The organism is Mixta sp. BE291, assembly GCF_031457955.1.
Classification (GTDB): Bacteria; Pseudomonadota; Gammaproteobacteria; order Enterobacterales; family Enterobacteriaceae; genus Mixta.
This window is the reverse complement of sequence record NZ_JAVDXN010000001.1, coordinates 1,015,215-1,032,717: the sequence shown is the minus strand read 5'-3', so window position 1 is coordinate 1,032,717 and position 17,503 is coordinate 1,015,215. Positions and strand designations below refer to the sequence as shown.

Here is a 17,503-nt window from a genome sequence, read left to right as displayed (position 1 = left end):
ATCAGGGCTTGGCAGGACGCTGAGCAAGCCAATGCTCCAGTTTATCTGCGGGCATTGGCTTCGCATAATAGTAACCCTGACGTTCATCTACCTCGTTATCCAACAGAAATTGCTCTTCCTGCTCATTTTCAATCCCTTCAGCGATCACGCGCAGGTTCAACGCTTTAGCCACGGCGACAATAGCGCGCACCAGCGATTGGGCGATCGGCTGCTTATGCACATCACGCACAAAACTTTGATCCAGTTTGATCGCATCGATCGGCACGCGTGCCAGCTGCGACAGCGAAGAGTAACCGGTGCCGAAATCATCCAGATGCACCTCTGCGCCGAGCTCGCGGAACTGATGCATTAACGTCAGCGCCTGCTGCTCGTTTTCAATCAAACAGCTTTCGGTTAGCTCAATATCAATCGGGCTGGCGGTCATGCCGTTAAGCTGCAACGCCTGCTTCAGATCGTTATAGATACTTTGATCGATTAGCTGACGCGCGGAAACATTGACCGCCACGCGCAGATAGATGCCCTGACGACGCCAGTCCACGATCTGCTGCAGCACGGTAAGCATCACCCAGCGGCCAAGCGGCACAATCAGGCCCGACTCCTCGGCATAAGAAATAAATTCATTGGGCGGGATCAGGCCGCGCTCCGGTGAAAGCCAGCGCACCAGCGCCTCTACGCCCGTTACCCGGTTGCCCGCGCTGATTTTAGGCTGGTAATGCAGGATCAGCTGTTGCTGCTCCAGCGCCTTACGCAGATTGGTATCAAGCCAGACATATTCAAAAACGCGCTGATTCATTTCAGCGGAAAACACGCAGGCCTGACCACGACCATTCTCTTTAGCGTGATACATCGCCGTATCAGCATTACGTATCAGGCTTTCACGATCTTCACCGTGCTGCGGCGCCAGCGCGATACCCAGCGAGCAACCGGTATAGACTTCAATCAGGCCGATACGGAAGGGCTGACGCAGGCGCGTCAAAATGCGTAACGCCATCGCTTCCAGCGCCACTTCTGAGCTGTTTTCCGCCAGCACGATAAACTCATCGCCGCCGAGGCGACCCAGCGTTTGCTGCGGATCGAGGCAGGTAAGCACCGCCAACGACACCGCCTGTAACAGCTGATCGCCAAACATATGGCCGTAGGCGTCATTTACCTTTTTGAAATTATCCAGATCCAGATAAACCACGCCGATCTGCTGCTGTTCGCGCTTTTCCAGCACTTCGCTGATGCGCTGATGAATAGCGTTACGGTTAGGCAAGCCGGTAACGGTATCGGTATTCGCCAGGATACGCAGGCGCTCCTGAGCCCGGCGTTCTTCAGTGATGTCGGTGCCGGAACAGATCAGGAATATTTCGTTTTTACCGCTGCCGCTGTGGACGAATTTGTTGCGAAACAAAAACAGGCGCTGGCCTTTGCGCGTTTTAATCCAGCGCTCAACTTCATAAGAGCTGCCGTCACGAAAAAAACCGGTGATATTGCGGCGTGAGGCCACGGCCTCCTGACGGGTCATAAACAGCTGAAAGACATTACGACCAATAACTTCCTGCTCTTTTAGTCCGGTATACTCCTCGCTGAGGCGATTAAAGCGCTGAATATTGCCTTTCTGATCGAGGATCACAATGACCGAGTTGGCTTCAGAAACCACCTGTTCAGCAAAAGAGAGCCCCTGAGTAAGGTCGCGCGCGACAGAAGAGGTATCGCCCCACGCGGACGCGGTGCCCGCCCATTCGCCCTGATTAACTTTGCGTCCGACAAAATGCATGGGCAATTCTTCGCCGCGCAAATTTATCACCAGATTGACGCTGGTGGTCACCACCGTCATGGCGCGCAGCAGCTGCGCCTGAGCGGACGAAAGCGGGACAGCCAGGCTAGTTTCCGCCAGTTCTTCCCGAGAAAGTTTTAGGGCATCACTGTCGGAGGTAAGCTGCCAGTAAGGGCTGCGGGTGCCAAACAGTGTAAAGAGCAATGTTTGACCCTGATCTTCAAGCATACAAACCATCCTGTTAAGCAGATCGCACGACTATCATAAGTTTAGTAATACTTTATGACGGGATACATAAGCATTATGCAGTCGGAGAGCTATTTTTTTCCGTAAAAAATTAACATTACACCCGAATCATCGTTAAACAGGCATCCGATTACGGATGCCTGAATGTTTGCTCTACCTGTTGATACTAACAGTCACAGGGAAAAGGTGACAGCCGCTGAGTGTTAGCAAGGGCATTTCCCTAACTTGCCAGCCTTAGACGGAAAGCGCGCCTCAAGGCAATAGCGATGAAACGCTTTCTCCGACATCGGCTCAGCGGCAGGGTGCTGTTGCCGCATATGACGCAAATAGTTTTGGTAATCCTGCACGCCCACCATCAAGCGAAAACTTTGCGTCAGCCGCTGCCAAAGCAGACGCCAGCCGCGTGCTGGCGGGGCGGTGAACGGTATCAGCGGACGGCAGCGTTGAATTTTCGCCATCTGACGCCGCGCGGTAATCGGGCGAAGCAACTCAGACATGACGTACCTCCTTACGCAGCACCGGCTCGGTTTCATGCGTGGTAGGGCGTGCACTTTTCAGCGCACGGCGAACCACGAAAAAGGCGGCAATCAGCATCGTTACCGCAACCAGCATAAAGAAAGCGCAAAGGGCGGCATTGATTTGGTTGCTCAATACAATGGTCTGCATATCCGCCACGCTTTTCGCCGGGGCGATCACCGTGCCGTTTTCAATCGCCGTGCTGAATTTCTTCGCCTGCGCCAGAAAGCCGATGGCGGGCTTTTCATGAAATATCTTCTGCCAGCCTGCCGTCATTGAGGTAATAAACAGCCAGGCGGTGGGCAGAATCGTCACCCAGGCATAGCGCTGCTTTTTCATTTTAAACAGCACCACGGTACCGAGGATCAACGCCATTGAGGCCAGCATCTGGTTGCCGATGCCAAACAGCGGCCAAAGAGTATTAATGCCGCCCAATGGATCGACCACGCCCTGATAAACAAAGAAGCCCCAGCCCGCTACCGCGACGGCGGTGCCGATCATATTGCCCAGCCAGGAGCGGTTATTGGCAAGGCCAGGGATGAGCGTGCCCGCCAAATCCTGCACCATAAAGCGACAGGCGCGGGTTCCGGCATCCACCGCGGTAAGGATAAACAGGGCTTCAAACAGAATGGCGAAGTGATACCAGAACGCCATCATTGCGCGACTGTTAAAGACGTCGGTAATGATATGTGCCATGCCGACGGCAAAGGTTGGCGCGCCGCCAGCACGCGACAGCACAGAGCTTTCGCCCACATCACGGGCAATCGTGGTCAGCATCTCCGGCGTAACCACAAACCCCCAGCCGTTAATGACCTGCGCGGCGTTTTCCACCGTAGTGCCGATCAGCGCCGCCGGGGAATTCATCGCAAAATAAACGCCGGGATCGATCACCGAGGCGCAGATCAGCGCCATGATTGCCACAAAGGATTCCATCAGCATCGCGCCATAGCCGATAAAACGGATATGGCTTTCCCGCTCCACCAGTTTTGGCGTGGTACCGCTGGAAACCAGCGCATGAAACCCGGAGATAGCGCCGCAGGCAATGGTGATAAACAGGAAAGGGAACAGCGCGCCGGAGAACACCGGGCCGCTACCGTCAATAAAGCGCGATACGGCAGGCATCTTCATTTCCGGCATGGCGAACAGAATTCCCACCGCCAGGCCGACAATCACGCCGATCTTCAGAAAGGTTGAGAGATAGTCACGCGGCGCCAGCAGCAGCCATACCGGCAGCACCGAGGCGATAAACCCATATCCCACCAGCACCCACGTCAGCGTGGTGCCTTTCAGCGTGAAGAACGGCCCCCAGTAAGGATGCTGCGCAATATCGCCGCCATAAATAATCGCGGCCATCATCAGCACAAAGCCGATAAGCGACACTTCGGCGATTTTCCCCGGACGCAGAAAGCGCATCCAGATGCCCATCAGCAGGGCGATAGGAATGGTTGCGGCGATGGTAAACAGGCCCCAGGGGCTATCCGCCAGCGCTTTGACCACCACCAGCGCCAACGCTGACAGGATAATAATCATCACGCCCAGCGCGCCAAGCATCGTGATGACGCCCGCAAACGCGCCCAACTCCTGACGCGCCATCTCACCCAGCGAACGGCCATCGCGCCGCGTAGAGATAAACAGTACCAGGAAATCCTGCACTGCGCCTGCCAGCATCACGCCAACCAAAATCCAGATTGTGCCGGGCAGAAAGCCCATCTGCGCCGCCAGGATCGGGCCTACCAGCGGGCCCGCACCTGCGATAGCGGCAAAGTGGTGTCCAAACAGCACCCATTTATTGGTAGGAACATAGTCGAGACCGTCGTTATAGCGCTCGGCCGGGGTGATACGGTTATCGTTAAGCTCAAATATGTTCCTGGCGATAAACAGGCTATAAAAGCGGTAAGCAATGCTGTAGCAGGCGACAGCCGCCACGACCAGCCAGACAGCATTGACCGGCTCGCCGCGGTTAATTGCCAGCATGGCGAAGGCAAACGCGCCAATCAACGCCACGGCTAACCAGATTAAACCGGTTTTGACGTTTCTCATGACTAACTCCTTGCTGATCCAGAGACGAAGAGGGAAAAAGGGCAAGCAAGGTAAAAGTAATTTAAAGTTTTGTTAGAGAAAGGAAAATTTAAGAAAAGTGTGAGGCGGCAGGCGTTTTAGTTATGAAACGAGGCTGAATGAATAAGTAATATCAGAGGCGGTTAATAAAACGGGGCAGCGCCAGGCCGCCCCGTTAAATGGGTTATCAGGCAGCAGGGCGCGCCACGATATTGCGTGTTTCCATACGTACCTCAGCGATAGTGACATCAATCACATCGGTAACGCGGTAGACCACTTCGCCTTTGATCTGCACCGTGCCGTTTTCCTGGCTGCATACCAGTTCATCACGCACTGCGTGAATAAACGGTGCCGGAATAAAGGCAACGGCGCCGTTAGCCAGCAGGCGTACGCGCATGCCGCCACGGGAGACATCGATAATTTCCGCGCTGAAGCGGGTATCGGTGCCGGCCGCTTTGTTCAGGAAGCGCGCATAGAGCCAGTCGCCCACATCGCGTTCCGCCATACGGTTTAAACGACGACGCTCGCCCATTTTCAGCGTGACGTCATCATTCGGACGTGAAGCGCTTTCGCCGCGAATAATCGCTTTCAGCAGGCGATGGTTAACCATATCGCCATACTTACGAATCGGGGAGGTCCAGGTAGCATAGGCTTCCAGACCCAGACCAAAGTGCGGGCCCGGCTCAGTGCTGATTTCAACAAAGGACTGGAAACGACGAATGCGGCTGTCGAGGAACTGCGTCGGCTGCGCATCCAGCTCGCGGCGCAGCTTGATAAACCCTTCCAGCGTCGCCATTGCGGCCGCATCGGCGGTTACGCCATGGTTAGCCAGCACGGCGGCGGCCTGCTCGGCATTGGTGAGGTCAAAGCCCAGGTGCACGTTATAAACGCCGAAGCCCAGTTTCTCACGCAGCACCAGCGCGGCACAGATGTTCGCGGCGATCATCGCCTCTTCCACGATGCGGTTAGCGATACGGCGCGGCTCGGCAATAATGTCCAGCACTTCGCCTTTTTCGCCCAGCAGGAAGCGGTAATCGGGACGGTCTTTAAACACCAGCGCGTTCTGCTGACGCCATTCCACGCGGGAAAGGCAAAGACGATGCAGCAAACGAATTTGCTGTGCGATCTCATCGCTGCCCGGCTGCCATTCGCCCTGGTTTTCCAGCCAGTCGGAGACTTCGTCATAAACCAGCTTGGCTTTAGATTCGACCCAGGCGGCAAAGAAGGTGATATCAGAGAGGGAACCATCCTGACCTACGGTCACGCGGCACACCAGCGCCGGACGACGCTCATTTGGGCGCAGCGAGCAGACGTTATCGGACAGCTCGCGCGGCAGCATCGGGATATTAAAGCCCGGCAGATAGTTGGTAAAGGCACGCTCAGCGGCGATAGCATCCAGCTTGCTCTCTGCGGGCACGTAAGCGGTCGGATCGGCGATAGCGATAGTCAGGCGCAGCGCGTTATCCGCCAGCTCTTCCACATACAGCGCGTCATCCATATCTTCGGTGCTGGCGCTGTCGATAGTGACAAAATTCAGCGCGGTTAAATCTTCACGCGCCAGCTGCTCATCCAGCATATCGCTGAACGTCTCTGCTGGCGCTTCACGCTCAAGGTTATGGCGTGACAGTGTCACCCACCACGGCGCCAGATGGTCGTCGCCGGTGGTAATAAATTCGGTCAGTTCAGCATAAAAGCTGCGGTCGCCTTTCAGCGGATGGCGGCGCATTTCCGCCACGGCCCAGTCACCGGCCTGAAAATCGTGTTGCAGGCTGCGCACCGGACGGCAGGGAATGGCATCTTTAATTAGCGGATGATCGGGAACGATCGAGAGGCGGTCATCTTTTTTCTGTACCCGACCGACAAAGCGCGTCAGGAACGGCTCAACCAGGCTTTCCGGTTCGGCAATTTCACGGTCTTTATCGGTTTGCACCGCAGCGATAACGCGGTCGCCAGCCATGACTTTTTTCATCTGCGGCGGCGGAATAAAGTAGCTTTTCTGCGCGTCCACTTCTAAGAAACCGAAACCTTTTTCGGTGCCTTTTACCACCCCTTCCACACGCGGTGTCTGGGCGTGGAGCTTCTCTTTAAGCTGCGCAAGCAGCGGGTTATCCTGGAACATAGTTGAATTCAGTTTCGTGGCCTAAGAGCGGCAGACAGTTTTACGCGATTCGCTGGCGCCCGGCAAGGTGTAATAAACGTAAAAAGCCGGACGAACCGGCTTTTTACACAGACTTACAGGCTATCAGGCAATACGTTGCGTGACCACTTCAGCTGTTAAAGAAATTTTCACCGGCACCGATTTAGATGTCGGGGTGCCGCTGCCGTCGCCAAAGCTGGAGAGGGGAACCAGCGGGTTGGTTTCCGGGTAGTAGGCGGCAAGGTTGCCGCGTGGGATATTGTAAGGCACCAGCTTAAAGCCGCTGACACGACGCGTGATGCCATCGTTCCACAGCGTTTCAATATCGACGTTCTGCCCGGCTTCATAACCCATGTCGCTCATATCTTCCGGGTTAATGAACAGCACTTCACGCTGGCCATACACGCCGCGATAACGGTCATCGAGACCATAAATCGTGGTGTTGTACTGATCGTGCGAGCGCAGCGACTGCAGCGTAAATGGCACCTCAACGTCAAGCTGCGGGAACAGCGAAACAGGTAAGGCTGCCGCGCTAAAGTGCGCTTTACCGCCAGGCGTATTGAAACGCAGCTCGGCGGCGGCGTTGCCTAAGTAGAAACCGCCAGGCTGTTCGCATTTCTGATTAAAGTCAGCGAAGCCAGGAATGGTGGCAGCGATATGATCGCGGATTTTGTTGTAATCCGCTGACAGCGCCAGCCAGTCTACTTTTGCATTGCCAAGAACCGCATGCGCGATGCCCGCCACGATAGCGGTTTCTGAACGCTGCGTTTCAGCCAGCGGTTTGCCGACGCCTTCTGACGCATGCACCATGCTGAATGAATCTTCGACAGTAATGAACTGTGAACCAGAAGCCTGCATATCCTGCTCGGTACGGCCCAGCGTAGGCAGAATCAGGCTGTCCTGACCCGGCACCAGATGGCTACGGTTCAGCTTAGTGCTGATATGTACCGTCAGGCCGCAACGCTGCATCGCTTCTTCGGTGCGCGGGCTGTCCGGCGCGGCGGCGGCAAGGTTGCCTCCCAGCGCGATCAGCACTTTGATCTCGTCGCGCAGCATCGCTTCCAGCGCTTCTACCGTGTTATGGCCCGGCGCCCGCGGCGGCTCAAAGTCAAAATGTTGCGCCATGGCATCCAGGAAAGCCTGAGACGGTTTCTCATCGATGCCCATGGTGCGGTTACCCTGCACGTTACTGTGACCACGTACCGGACAAAGGCCAGCGCCTTTTTTGCCCAGCTGGCCAAACAGCAGCTGCAGGTTAACGATTTCACGTACCGTATCCACGGAGTGCTTGTGCTGGGTGATACCCATCGCCCAGGTACAGATCACGCGATCGGCGCTCTGGTAAATTGCCGCGGCTTCACGCAGCTGCTGCTCGCTCAGGCCGGACTGCTGTTCAATCTGTTGCCAGCCGGTGGCGTCGACCGCGGCCAGATACTCTTCCACGCCCTTGGTGGCCGCATTGATAAAGGCTTCGTCGAACAGGCCTTTTTCACCGGCGGCGATGCGCGCGCGATGCGTTTCCGCCAGCGCTTTCACCATGCCGCGTACGGCTGCCATATCACCGCCCAGATTCGGCTGATAATAGGTCGAGCTGATGGTGCCCGCTTTTGACGTTACCACTTCCAGCGGTTTCTGCGGATCGGCAAAGCGCTCAAGGCCACGCTCGCGCAGGGTGTTAAAGGTGACGATTTTCGCACCGTGATCGGCTGCATGACGCAGGCTGTGCAGCATACGCGGGTGGTTGGTGCCCGGATTCTGGCCGAAGACGAAGATCGCATCCGCATGATCGAAATCATCCAGACGAATGGTGCCCTTACCCACGCCGATACTGCGCTTCAGGCCGCTGCCGCTGGCTTCATGACACATGTTGGAACAGTCAGGGAAGTTATTGGTGCCAACCATGCGGCCAAACAGCTGATAAAGCCAGGAAGCTTCGTTACTGGCGCGACCGGAGGTATAAAGCTCCATCTGATCGGCATTATCCATCGCCTTAATATGCTGAGCAATCAGCGAAAAGGCGTTGTCCCAGCTGATCGGCTCATAGTGATCGGTCAGACGGTTGTAACGTAACGGTTCGGTCAAACGTCCCTGATATTCCAGGAAGTAGTCGCTCTGCTGATAAAGTTTGCTGACGCTGTGGGTAGCAAAAAACTCTGCGTCAACGAAGCGGCGGGTTGCTTCCCAGGTGACCGCTTTAGCACCATTCTCACAGAAGCTAAAGGTGCTTTTGTTATCGTCGCCCCAGGCGCAGCCCGGGCAGTCGAAACCTTTGGCTTTGTTCATGCGCATCAGGTTACGCAGGTTTTTCAGCGCTTGTTTGCTGTCAATAACGAAACGGGTGGTGGCTTCAAGTGAGCCCCAGCCGCCCGCCGCGGCCTGGTATGGTTTAATTTGTGATTTGAATTTCATGATTCGTGCAGGCTTATTGTGTTTATGAATTGTTAAGCATTTATTGCTTCTTTTGCCGGGAAGTCTGCTGCCGGTTAAATATTTTGTCTAATTGATTGACTTAATGATGTGATAGCTTTCCTTTATCGTGCAGCGCGAAAAATGTGAGTTTGCTCAAATTTTGCCCGACCTCTGCATGCGCCGGTGCGGTGCTTATCGCCTGAGTGACTAATACTGAAGCTTTCTGACCTGCAACAGAGGCGGTTTATGAAAGATTTCACCAGTAAAGTTCATGCGTTCGGCAAGGCTTTGATGATGCCTATTTCTGTAATAGCCGCAGCGGGTATTTTTCTTGGCGTTGCCGCCGCTATGCAAAATCCGGCCATTACCGGCGATACCTTCGCCAATATGCAAACGCCTCAGCTGATTATTGGTTTTATCCGCAAAGTGGCGGGCGCGCTGTTTGCTAACCTGCCGGTCTTTTTTGCCGTTGCCAGCGCCATTGGTCTGGCAAAAGCGGAAAAGCCGACGGCGGCCTTTGCATCGGTGATTGGCTTTATCGCCATGCATGTCGGGATCAGCGCCACGCTGGCGGCCAGAGGATTGACGGCGCAAACCACGACGCCGGAAGCGCTCCAGCAGGCAGGCATGGATCAAACCACGGCGATGATGACCTCGGCGGAATATATCGAAATGCTTGGCATCTTCACGTTCAATATGAGCGTGCTGGGCGGGGTGATCGCCGGTTTGCTGACGGTGGTGCTGCATAATCGTTTTTATACTCAGCAACTGCCGACGGCGATCAGCTTTTTTGGCGGACGGCGCTTTGTACCGATTGTGACGGTGGTGGTGCTGCCGCTGGTGGGTGTGCTGCTGGCGTTGATCTGGCCGACCATTGGCGCTGGCATCGCCTGGGTTGGCGAGTTTATTGGTAAAAGCGGTCAATATGGCGCCTTTCTGCTGGGCACCTGTGAACGCCTGCTGATCCCAACCGGTCTGCATCATATCCTCAATGAAACCGTGCGCTTTACGCCGATTGGCGGCATCGCTACCGTGGATAATCAAACCATTGTCGGCGCGCTGAATATTTTCAACACCTCGCTCACGCATCCCGGCACCATCCCTGACGAGATCATTCGTGGGGCAACGCAATTTCTGGCACAGGGTAAGATTCCGGTAATGATGTTTGGGCTGCCAGCGGCGGCGCTGGCTATCTACCATACCGCTCGTCCGGAACATAAGCAGCGCGTTAAGGCGCTGGTGCTGGCCGGGGCGCTGACCTCTTTTACCACCGGCATTACTGAACCGCTGGAGTTCTGTTTTATTTTTGTGTCGCCGGTGCTCTATATCCTGCATGCGCTGTTAACCGGTCTGTCGTTTATGCTGATGTCGATGTTTAACCTGATGATTGGCAACGTGCAGGGAGGCGTTATCGATCTGGTGGTATTCGGCATTCTCGGCGGTGAAAAAACCCACTGGTGGTGGACGCTGGTGCTGGGTGCGATTTATGCGCCGCTTTACTATTACGGTTTCAAATTCGTGATCAAACGAATGAATGTGGAAACGCCGGGACGCGAATCAGAAGAGCAGGAAGCGCCCGCGCAGGCGGTGAGCGCGAACGATCGGACTAAAACCATTATCAGCGGGCTGGGCGGTGAAGGGAATATCGAAGAGGTTGACTGCTGTTTTACCCGTCTGCGTGTGCGGGTCAAAGATATGAAAGAGGTGGTGGATCAAACCTTGATGACCACCGGCGCCAATGGCGTTAACCGCGTCAGCGAGCACGACGTGCAGGTGATTTATGGCCCGCAGGTGGAAAAAATTGCCAATGAAGTTAAAACGGCCCTGGGCGTAGCCTGATGCCAGCGGTTAGCCAGTTTTATTTTCCTGACCTGTACTTTAGGGGAGTAGATCCATAAATTAATTTTATAAATAATGGCTGCGTCTACTCAAGCACGGTTCGCCCGGTTTTAGTTAAAACCACTTAAATGCTGCTTGCAGCCCGAAATATGCGTCCGTAAGTGAGTAGACTGCATAGCAATACTGTCACACCAGGGAACCACCTTACTGTAAGGCTTAAGACCTCAGTAATTATATAAATAAAATTAATAGTAATCGAAAGGCTGCCTATTGGCGGCCTTTTATTTTTGCGGCTAAAAAGCACCATGTTTAGCGTAACGAGCAGCAGCGATCAGCCGGGTAAAGCAGCGCAGGCTATCCTCGCCTATACTTCATTAACGTATCCGCGTTGTTAATGTTAATGGAGGAACCTATGTCAGAACGTCCCGATCATAACAAGCCTTACCCGGACGAACACGAACATCATGGCTTGCCTGAAGATGCGCCTCATGCGCCCAATCCTTACGAAGAGGATGATATCGGGGCCAGCGGCGCACCGGACGAGCAGGGCGAGATCCCGCGTAAACGCGATGACAGTACCGATGATGAAGAAAGCCCTTACGATACCGACGGCAAACATTAACGTCGTCGGCACCGTGAACCCAACCCTGACGACGCGATCGCCAGGGTTTTTTTCCTTGATAGCTGAAGCCAGGCCCTGTCAGAGCGCGCTTTGGCTGACTCAAACGCTTAGTAACCCCACAGAATAGCGATTCCCACTGTATTTTTAATTTTTACTGCCGATAACTTATTAGAGCAAACGCATAAGCGTTAATGTGGCCGGGAAAACAGCTTCCCGTCGCGCCCAATAGATATCGCATTGTGAGCTTACGCCAGCCACAATAATCACCCCGAGGTAAAAATGGATAACTTCCAGAAAGATATTGATGAGAGAGCGAATCTCGCCTTATCTAATAAGTTTGAATTGTTATTATTCCGGCTGGGGTCTTCGCTGGAAGGCGAAAAAGCTGAGCTGTTCGGTATTAACGTCTTTAAGCTGCGCGAAATCGTTCCTATGCCCACCATTACTAAAGCGGCGGGCATGCAATCTCCTTTGCTGGGCATGGCTAACATTCGTGAGCAAATCATTCCCGTGATCGATCTGGCCGCCGTTGCAGGCTGTAAACCGGCAACCGGACTTAACCTATTGCTGGTAACGGAATATGCGCGCAGTACGCAAGCCTTTGCCGTTGAGTCGGTAGACAATATCGTGCGTCTCGACTGGAACCAGGTGCATACGGCTGAATCGGGGGTGAGTAGCCGTAATATCACCAGCATTGCCTGCCTCGACAGCGATGGGCAGAGTAACAGCCTGGCCATGGTGCTGGACGTAGAACAGATTCTGTATGACATCGTGCCTTCAGTACGCGATGCCATGCCAAAAGAGATCAAAGAGCGCAGCTTTAAATTCAAGCCTGGCGCCGTGGTTATTGTGGCGGAAGATTCAAAAGTGGCGCGTACCATGCTGGAACACGGGCTGCAATCCATGGGCATTCCGGCGCTCATGCATAACACCGGTCTGGAAGCCTGGGAAAAGATAAAAGTTATTGCGCGCGAAGCGCAGGCGGCAGGGCAGCATATCAGCGAACGTATCGCGATGGTTCTGACCGACCTGGAAATGCCGGAAATGGATGGCTTTACGCTGACGCGCAATATCAAACGCGATGAAACCCTGAAAAAAATTCCGGTGGTTATTCACTCCTCGCTCTCCGGCAGCGCCAACGAAGAACATGTGCGTAAAGTCGGGGCGGATGGCTATGTGGCTAAATTTGAAATCAACGAGCTTTCTGAGGCAATCCAGGCCGCGCTGGAAAAAGTTGCTGACTGAAAAAGGGCGGCCGCGTATTAACCGGCCGCTTTTTTCCTGGCTAAGCGCATTCCCGGCCTTGCCGCTTGTTGTCAAAAACGGGCATGGCATACTGGCAAACTCACCGCCGTTATTCAAAGGCGGTGGGTTACGCCTGCTTATTGTTAATCGCTGGGGCAGAGTAAAGTGGCCACAACGGTTAGCGAGAATTGTGCGTCTTGAGCCGCAAACGTAAATAATCCTCTTTAAATGACTTCATTGTCCATCACAGTGCCCGTTTCCATGGGCAGAATAATGATAGTCAGAGACGTCGGGTTCTGAATAAGGCTTGCATCGACTTGAATAGCTAAAAATATTAAATTAGAATCTTTTGATGATTTTTATTGGCGATCTCATAAAAGGGAATGAAATGAGCGCAAAATACTATGCAACACATTTTATATTTGGTCTGGTAATGTTGGCTGCAGCTGGCGCACCCTGGATTCATAACCCAGGGCATCCAGGGAATCAATTAATTGTATTAGTAGGGTTAGTTAACTGTTTTTTATACCCTTTATCAAAGCTAGCGCTTGAAAGCCTGGCGCTGCAAATAGTAAGTAAAGCGTTTTGGAAAAAAAGATTCTTTGCGATTGATCCAGTAGGTAATAATAAAATCAGAGCCATTTATTGGGTTTTTAGCTTTATCTTTGCTATTCCGGTTTGTGTTTTATCACTATTCTTCATGAAAAAATAGGCGGGGAAATCAGCCTCACTATTCGATTTTATAAGCCTAATTTCGCGTTAATTCTGTTGATTAGTGCATCATTAATCAGACAACTAATCAATGCGGTGAGTACACCAAGCCCAATAATGCCCAGTGGGGTATTTGCAAGTACGGCAAAACTGAAAGCAACTGCAACTGTAGCAACTTTGCCAGCAGTGAGTGTTTGAATTTTAACCAGTGTCGGGCGCCAGTTATCGGTCTGAAATGCTTTAACTACTTCTTTTAATACAGCATAAGTGTCAGTAGCAGCGCCATAATAACCGAACCCTTTGCTAAACTTTGCAAGCTGCGTTGCATATGCCGAATATTTAATTGAATTCAGTGCATTAGCAATGGCTTTTCGGTCTGCCAATCCAAATTTCTTACCGAGAGAGTTTTTGTATTTTTCAAACGCAGCCAAAGACTGATCTATATTACGTAAGGTTTTTCCCTTAGCCTGATTTGCAAGATCATGTGCCAGTAGAGACGCTCGTTTACTATACTTATCAGTGATTTCTGACATAAAATCAGCGGTGAACCTAACGGCATTTTCTACGCTAATATCTTTTTGGGCGCGTTGCTGGATAGTATAGTCAATAACAGCCAGCTCATTTTTAGCAGATATTATTGCCAGTCTTGCTTTTGTAATTCGTCTCCCAGCTTGTTTGCTGGATGCAGTAGCGGCATTATCAGCAATAATTTTTTTTAGCGTAGCCACGCGAGCATCGGAAATATCACCGTTATAGGTGGAAGGGGCATTTGGCGTACCATTCAGGACGCTTATAGTACCATTGGCTGTAGAAGAGGGGGTGGCAAGTCCGAGGTCTACGCCATAAGCATCCCCAAGGCTGTATGTGGTAATGCCAAGAACATGCCCATCTTCTCTTATAATGTAAGACGCAAAATCTTTAGTACTTAAACCAAGGCTACGGGCCATTTTTGCACCCAGCTCTTTTGTTAATACAGAAGAACCAACGAAGCTGCCTGACTTACCACTACTGATACTGCCGCCGATTTCACGATTACCAGAATTGCCCTTACTTCCACCACCGGGCGCTGGACCAGTTCCTCTTTCTGAACTCCAGCTAGTACCATCACCCTGACCACCACCATAGTTGAAACCACCCATAACGCCCTCCATGCCATTAATAAACTTATCGTATTTTAGGTTGATAAATTATATTTAATACGCTCGTAGTAGGAAAATACCAATCTGATGTTTACTGTGTGAATATATTCCATTCCATAAAGTAAAATGATAGTAAATTAGTTAGTTGTCTATATGAATATTGGAAATAAGTATTTTTATTGTAAGTGATCTATTTTAATTTATTGATTTATAACTAAATAATTGATGGTTTAACTATCTGAATTTCTTTGTTGAAATTTTATCGTTACTTCTATAATAAAACCTTTTCCCACCTTCCAAATTGAAACCATCAATTCCGGCAGTGCATGAAGGTAAAGGCTGACACACTCACTGTCTGTAAGATCAGCTGACGTTAGACAGCAATGGCTGAGCAAAACACGCTTATTCAGGCTTAACCAGGTGACCTGACATCATCAGCGCACGCTCCTGACTTGCTTAGCCTCTCTTAACACAAAGAGCGCTCTCCGACTCCCGTCGCGACACCCTTTGCTGTAGCTAATAGTTAGTATGCTAAGATAATCCATCCATAAAGGCACCATAGACCCCTCTGCTCGTGTGATAAGCCGTTAGCGAGGCATGGTAAATTTTAAATTAGTACACCTGCTAGTACATAATTTTCAATCGCCGAGATTTTATCCATCCTAACTCATTGAATTATAATAACTATGGATATAAAGCAATTAATTTATCTGTGTAATCTGGAGCGTGAACGTCACTTCGGGCGCGCGGCGGAGGCCAGCTTTGTTAGCCAGCCCACATTGTCTATGCGCCTGAAAAATCTGGAGCGCGAGCTGGGATTGTCATTGATCAACCGCAGCAATAACTTTGATGGCTTTACCGCCGAAGGGGAAAGGGTGCTGGCCTGGGCGCGGGAAATTGTTTCCGTTTACCAGGGACTGAAGCTGGAAGTGGAATCGCTTAAGCATGGCGTGAACGGCACATTGCGTATCGGCGTGGTGACCCAGTGCAGCGTATCGCTGCCGCTGCTGCTGAAAATGGTCAACGATCGCTATCCTCAGCTCGATTACCGCGTTGCGGTGCTAAGCGCCGATCAGTTGCTTGATGCGCTTAACAGCCATACCGTGGACCTGGGTATCGGCTTTTTTGAACTGGCGACGCTGCGTGAGCTGCATTTCCAGGCGGAATCGCTGACGGATAATGGCGTCGAGCTGGTCTATCATCCGGCGCACTTTCCTCAGTTGGAGAGCTATGAGAACCTGCAGCTGAAAGATATCGCTGCGCTGCCGCTCTGCCTGGCGGAGCCGACGCGCTATTTTCGTCGCTATCTGGATGCCAGCTTTCGCGAAGCGGGTTTAACTCAGCGCGTGATTCTGGAAAGCACCTCGATTTTTCAGCTGATGCAGGGCGTGCAGGTCGGGTTGGGCTGCCTGATTGCACCGGTAGGTCATCTGTTACCTGATATGAGCCCGGATCTCCACAGCCGTCCGCTGAACATTGCGCCGATGGCGCGTCATACCGCTGTGGTGATTGCCGAACCAGGACGCGCTACGCCGCTGGCACAGCACTTTTTTGATGAAGTACGTCGTATCCTGAGCGAAAGTTAATGCTCGCCTAACGCCTGCAGCAGCCGATTATTCCAGTTTGCCAGCGCCACCTGCTGAATCAGACCAAACAGCTGCTGATGCGTGATTCCCTGCTCCAGCAGCGGCTGAATATGCGCGGCGCTAAGGCGGTCCGGCGCGCGCGTCAGCTGGGCGGCCAGCTGCACAATCCCATGATTTAACGGCTCGCGGCGGCAGGCCGTTAGCGCCTCATCAATACCCTTTTGCAACACCGTTGAAAAATGCCCCTGATAGCGCTTAAAGCACAGGGCGCTGCCGTTAATGCGAGCGGTAACTGCCTGAGCCAGCGTACCTTGTCCGATGGCCGATGGCTGAACGTTTTGCAGTTTGCTGCGAGCGTGCAGGGCGGGCGCATCGTGCGCCAATAGCCAAACGATTTCACCGAGTTCGGGTAACGTCTGTGCCGCTTCAATCGCGGCCAGCTGCTGTTCACTGGCGTAACGCGGCTCCAGCGGCGGCAGGCGAAAACGGTATTCGGTTGCCTGTGAAAAAATGTGTGATGGCGCGTCTACGCTCTCATTCAGGCCCGGCAGCCAGCATACCGGCGTACCGAGCAGCGCCTGTAACCCTGCAACCACCCGCGCCTGATAACTCACAAAGCCAGTCATCTGACTCAGGCTGATAATATCCGGCGTCGTCAAACCGACCTCATCCAGCCTTTGCAGCGCTGCGGCATCAATCACCGCCGGTTGGCTGGCAAGTTGCCGCGCGTATTGGGTAAGCTGCGTCAGGCGATTATTGCTTTCGCGTGAAGAGTCGGGGCCGGGCAGGGGATTAAGCCGTGCCGCATAGTGGTTGCACAGGCGCTGGATGCCCGTTACCTGAGCGACCGTCAGGGCCACGGCCAGCCGGTCATACAGCGTTAACGTATGGGTGAGCGTTGGTGTCACGCTGTCAGGAAACAGCAGCAGGCTGAGCGTCTGTCCTGCCCGTAGCACGGCACGAAACTGCTGGAAAAGCGGCGTCAGGATCGAGTCAGATTGCTGAAGTCCCAGCAGGAAGCGATCGTCAATCTCTGCGGCTTCAGGATAGAGCGGGGGCGTTGATTGCGCACGCGCACTGGCCTGCGTTTCATGATACCAGTGGCTGTTGCCGGAATAGCGGCGTGGCTCCATGATCATTCCTTTCACAAGTTAGCTAACCCTGCGGTATAAAATCCCGTAAAACCGGGTCAGAACGGCATGGCTATCCTGCAACAAGGGCGAGGCAGCGGCAAAG

The 17,503-nt window shown here is 52.9% G+C and carries 12 protein-coding genes; 5 read left to right on the top strand and 7 right to left on the bottom strand.

The features are described 5' to 3' along the window. Window position 1: 1 nt before the first annotated feature. From pdeR to J2X14_RS04800, 5 genes are all read right to left on the bottom strand, one after another. Window positions 2–1,987, bottom strand: coding sequence for a cyclic di-GMP phosphodiesterase (gene pdeR, locus J2X14_RS04820; protein ID WP_352410042.1), 1,986 nt, complete (start codon window positions 1,985–1,987; stop codon window positions 2–4). A 221-nt stretch (window positions 1,988–2,208) separates the two neighbouring features. Beyond that, complete coding sequence (locus J2X14_RS04815; RefSeq protein WP_502889950.1) at window positions 2,209–2,502, bottom strand: YbdD/YjiX family protein; 294 nt, start codon at window positions 2,500–2,502, stop codon at window positions 2,209–2,211. Next, complete coding sequence (locus J2X14_RS04810) at window positions 2,495–4,561, bottom strand: carbon starvation CstA family protein (protein WP_352410041.1); 2,067 nt, start codon at window positions 4,559–4,561, stop codon at window positions 2,495–2,497. Before J2X14_RS04810 ends, J2X14_RS04815 begins: the two co-directional genes overlap by 8 nt. Before the next feature lie 205 nt (window positions 4,562–4,766). Beyond that, window positions 4,767–6,698 carry an exoribonuclease II gene (locus J2X14_RS04805; RefSeq protein WP_352410040.1) on the bottom strand — a complete coding sequence of 644 codons (1,932 nt, stop codon included), beginning with the start codon at window positions 6,696–6,698 and terminating at the stop codon, window positions 4,767–4,769. Between the two features lie 123 nt (window positions 6,699–6,821). Continuing rightward, on the bottom strand, window positions 6,822–9,125 hold the full coding sequence (locus tag J2X14_RS04800) for an FdhF/YdeP family oxidoreductase (protein WP_352410039.1): 2,304 nt from the start codon (window positions 9,123–9,125) through the stop codon (window positions 6,822–6,824). 246 nt (window positions 9,126–9,371) lie between these two features. On the opposite strand from J2X14_RS04800, the gene J2X14_RS04795 reads away from it, so the two are divergent. From J2X14_RS04795 to J2X14_RS04780, 4 genes are all read left to right on the top strand, one after another. Beyond that, a complete protein-coding gene (locus J2X14_RS04795) occupies window positions 9,372–10,964 on the top strand; it encodes a PTS transporter subunit EIIC (protein ID WP_352410038.1) in 1,593 nt (530 codons plus the stop codon). 412 nt (window positions 10,965–11,376) lie between these two features. After that, entirely contained in the window at window positions 11,377–11,586 is a 210-nt protein-coding gene (locus J2X14_RS04790; protein WP_352410037.1) for a hypothetical protein, read from the top strand. A 279-nt stretch (window positions 11,587–11,865) separates the two neighbouring features. Beyond that, window positions 11,866–12,831, top strand: a complete 966-nt coding sequence (locus J2X14_RS04785) for a chemotaxis protein (protein WP_352410036.1) — start codon at window positions 11,866–11,868, stop codon at window positions 12,829–12,831. A gap of 388 nt (window positions 12,832–13,219) precedes the next feature. Continuing rightward, window positions 13,220–13,543 carry a colicin E1 family microcin immunity protein gene (locus tag J2X14_RS04780; protein ID WP_352410035.1) on the top strand — a complete coding sequence of 108 codons (324 nt, stop codon included), beginning with the start codon at window positions 13,220–13,222 and terminating at the stop codon, window positions 13,541–13,543. A gap of 28 nt (window positions 13,544–13,571) precedes the next feature. Here the strand turns inward: J2X14_RS04780 and J2X14_RS04775 are convergent, their stop codons facing one another. Further along, entirely contained in the window at window positions 13,572–14,681 is a 1,110-nt protein-coding gene (locus tag J2X14_RS04775; RefSeq protein WP_352410034.1) for a colicin-like pore-forming protein, read from the bottom strand. 686 nt (window positions 14,682–15,367) lie between these two features. Here J2X14_RS04775 and J2X14_RS04770 point away from each other — a divergent pair. Further along, window positions 15,368–16,267, top strand: coding sequence for a LysR family transcriptional regulator (locus J2X14_RS04770; protein WP_352410033.1), 900 nt, complete (start codon window positions 15,368–15,370; stop codon window positions 16,265–16,267). On the opposite strand, the gene J2X14_RS04765 is transcribed toward J2X14_RS04770, so the two are convergent. Then, on the bottom strand, window positions 16,264–17,400 hold the full coding sequence (locus J2X14_RS04765) for a CMD domain-containing protein (protein ID WP_352410032.1): 1,137 nt from the start codon (window positions 17,398–17,400) through the stop codon (window positions 16,264–16,266). The two genes, J2X14_RS04770 and J2X14_RS04765, sit on opposite strands and share 4 nt — an antisense overlap. Between the last annotated feature and the right edge of the window lie 103 nt (window positions 17,401–17,503).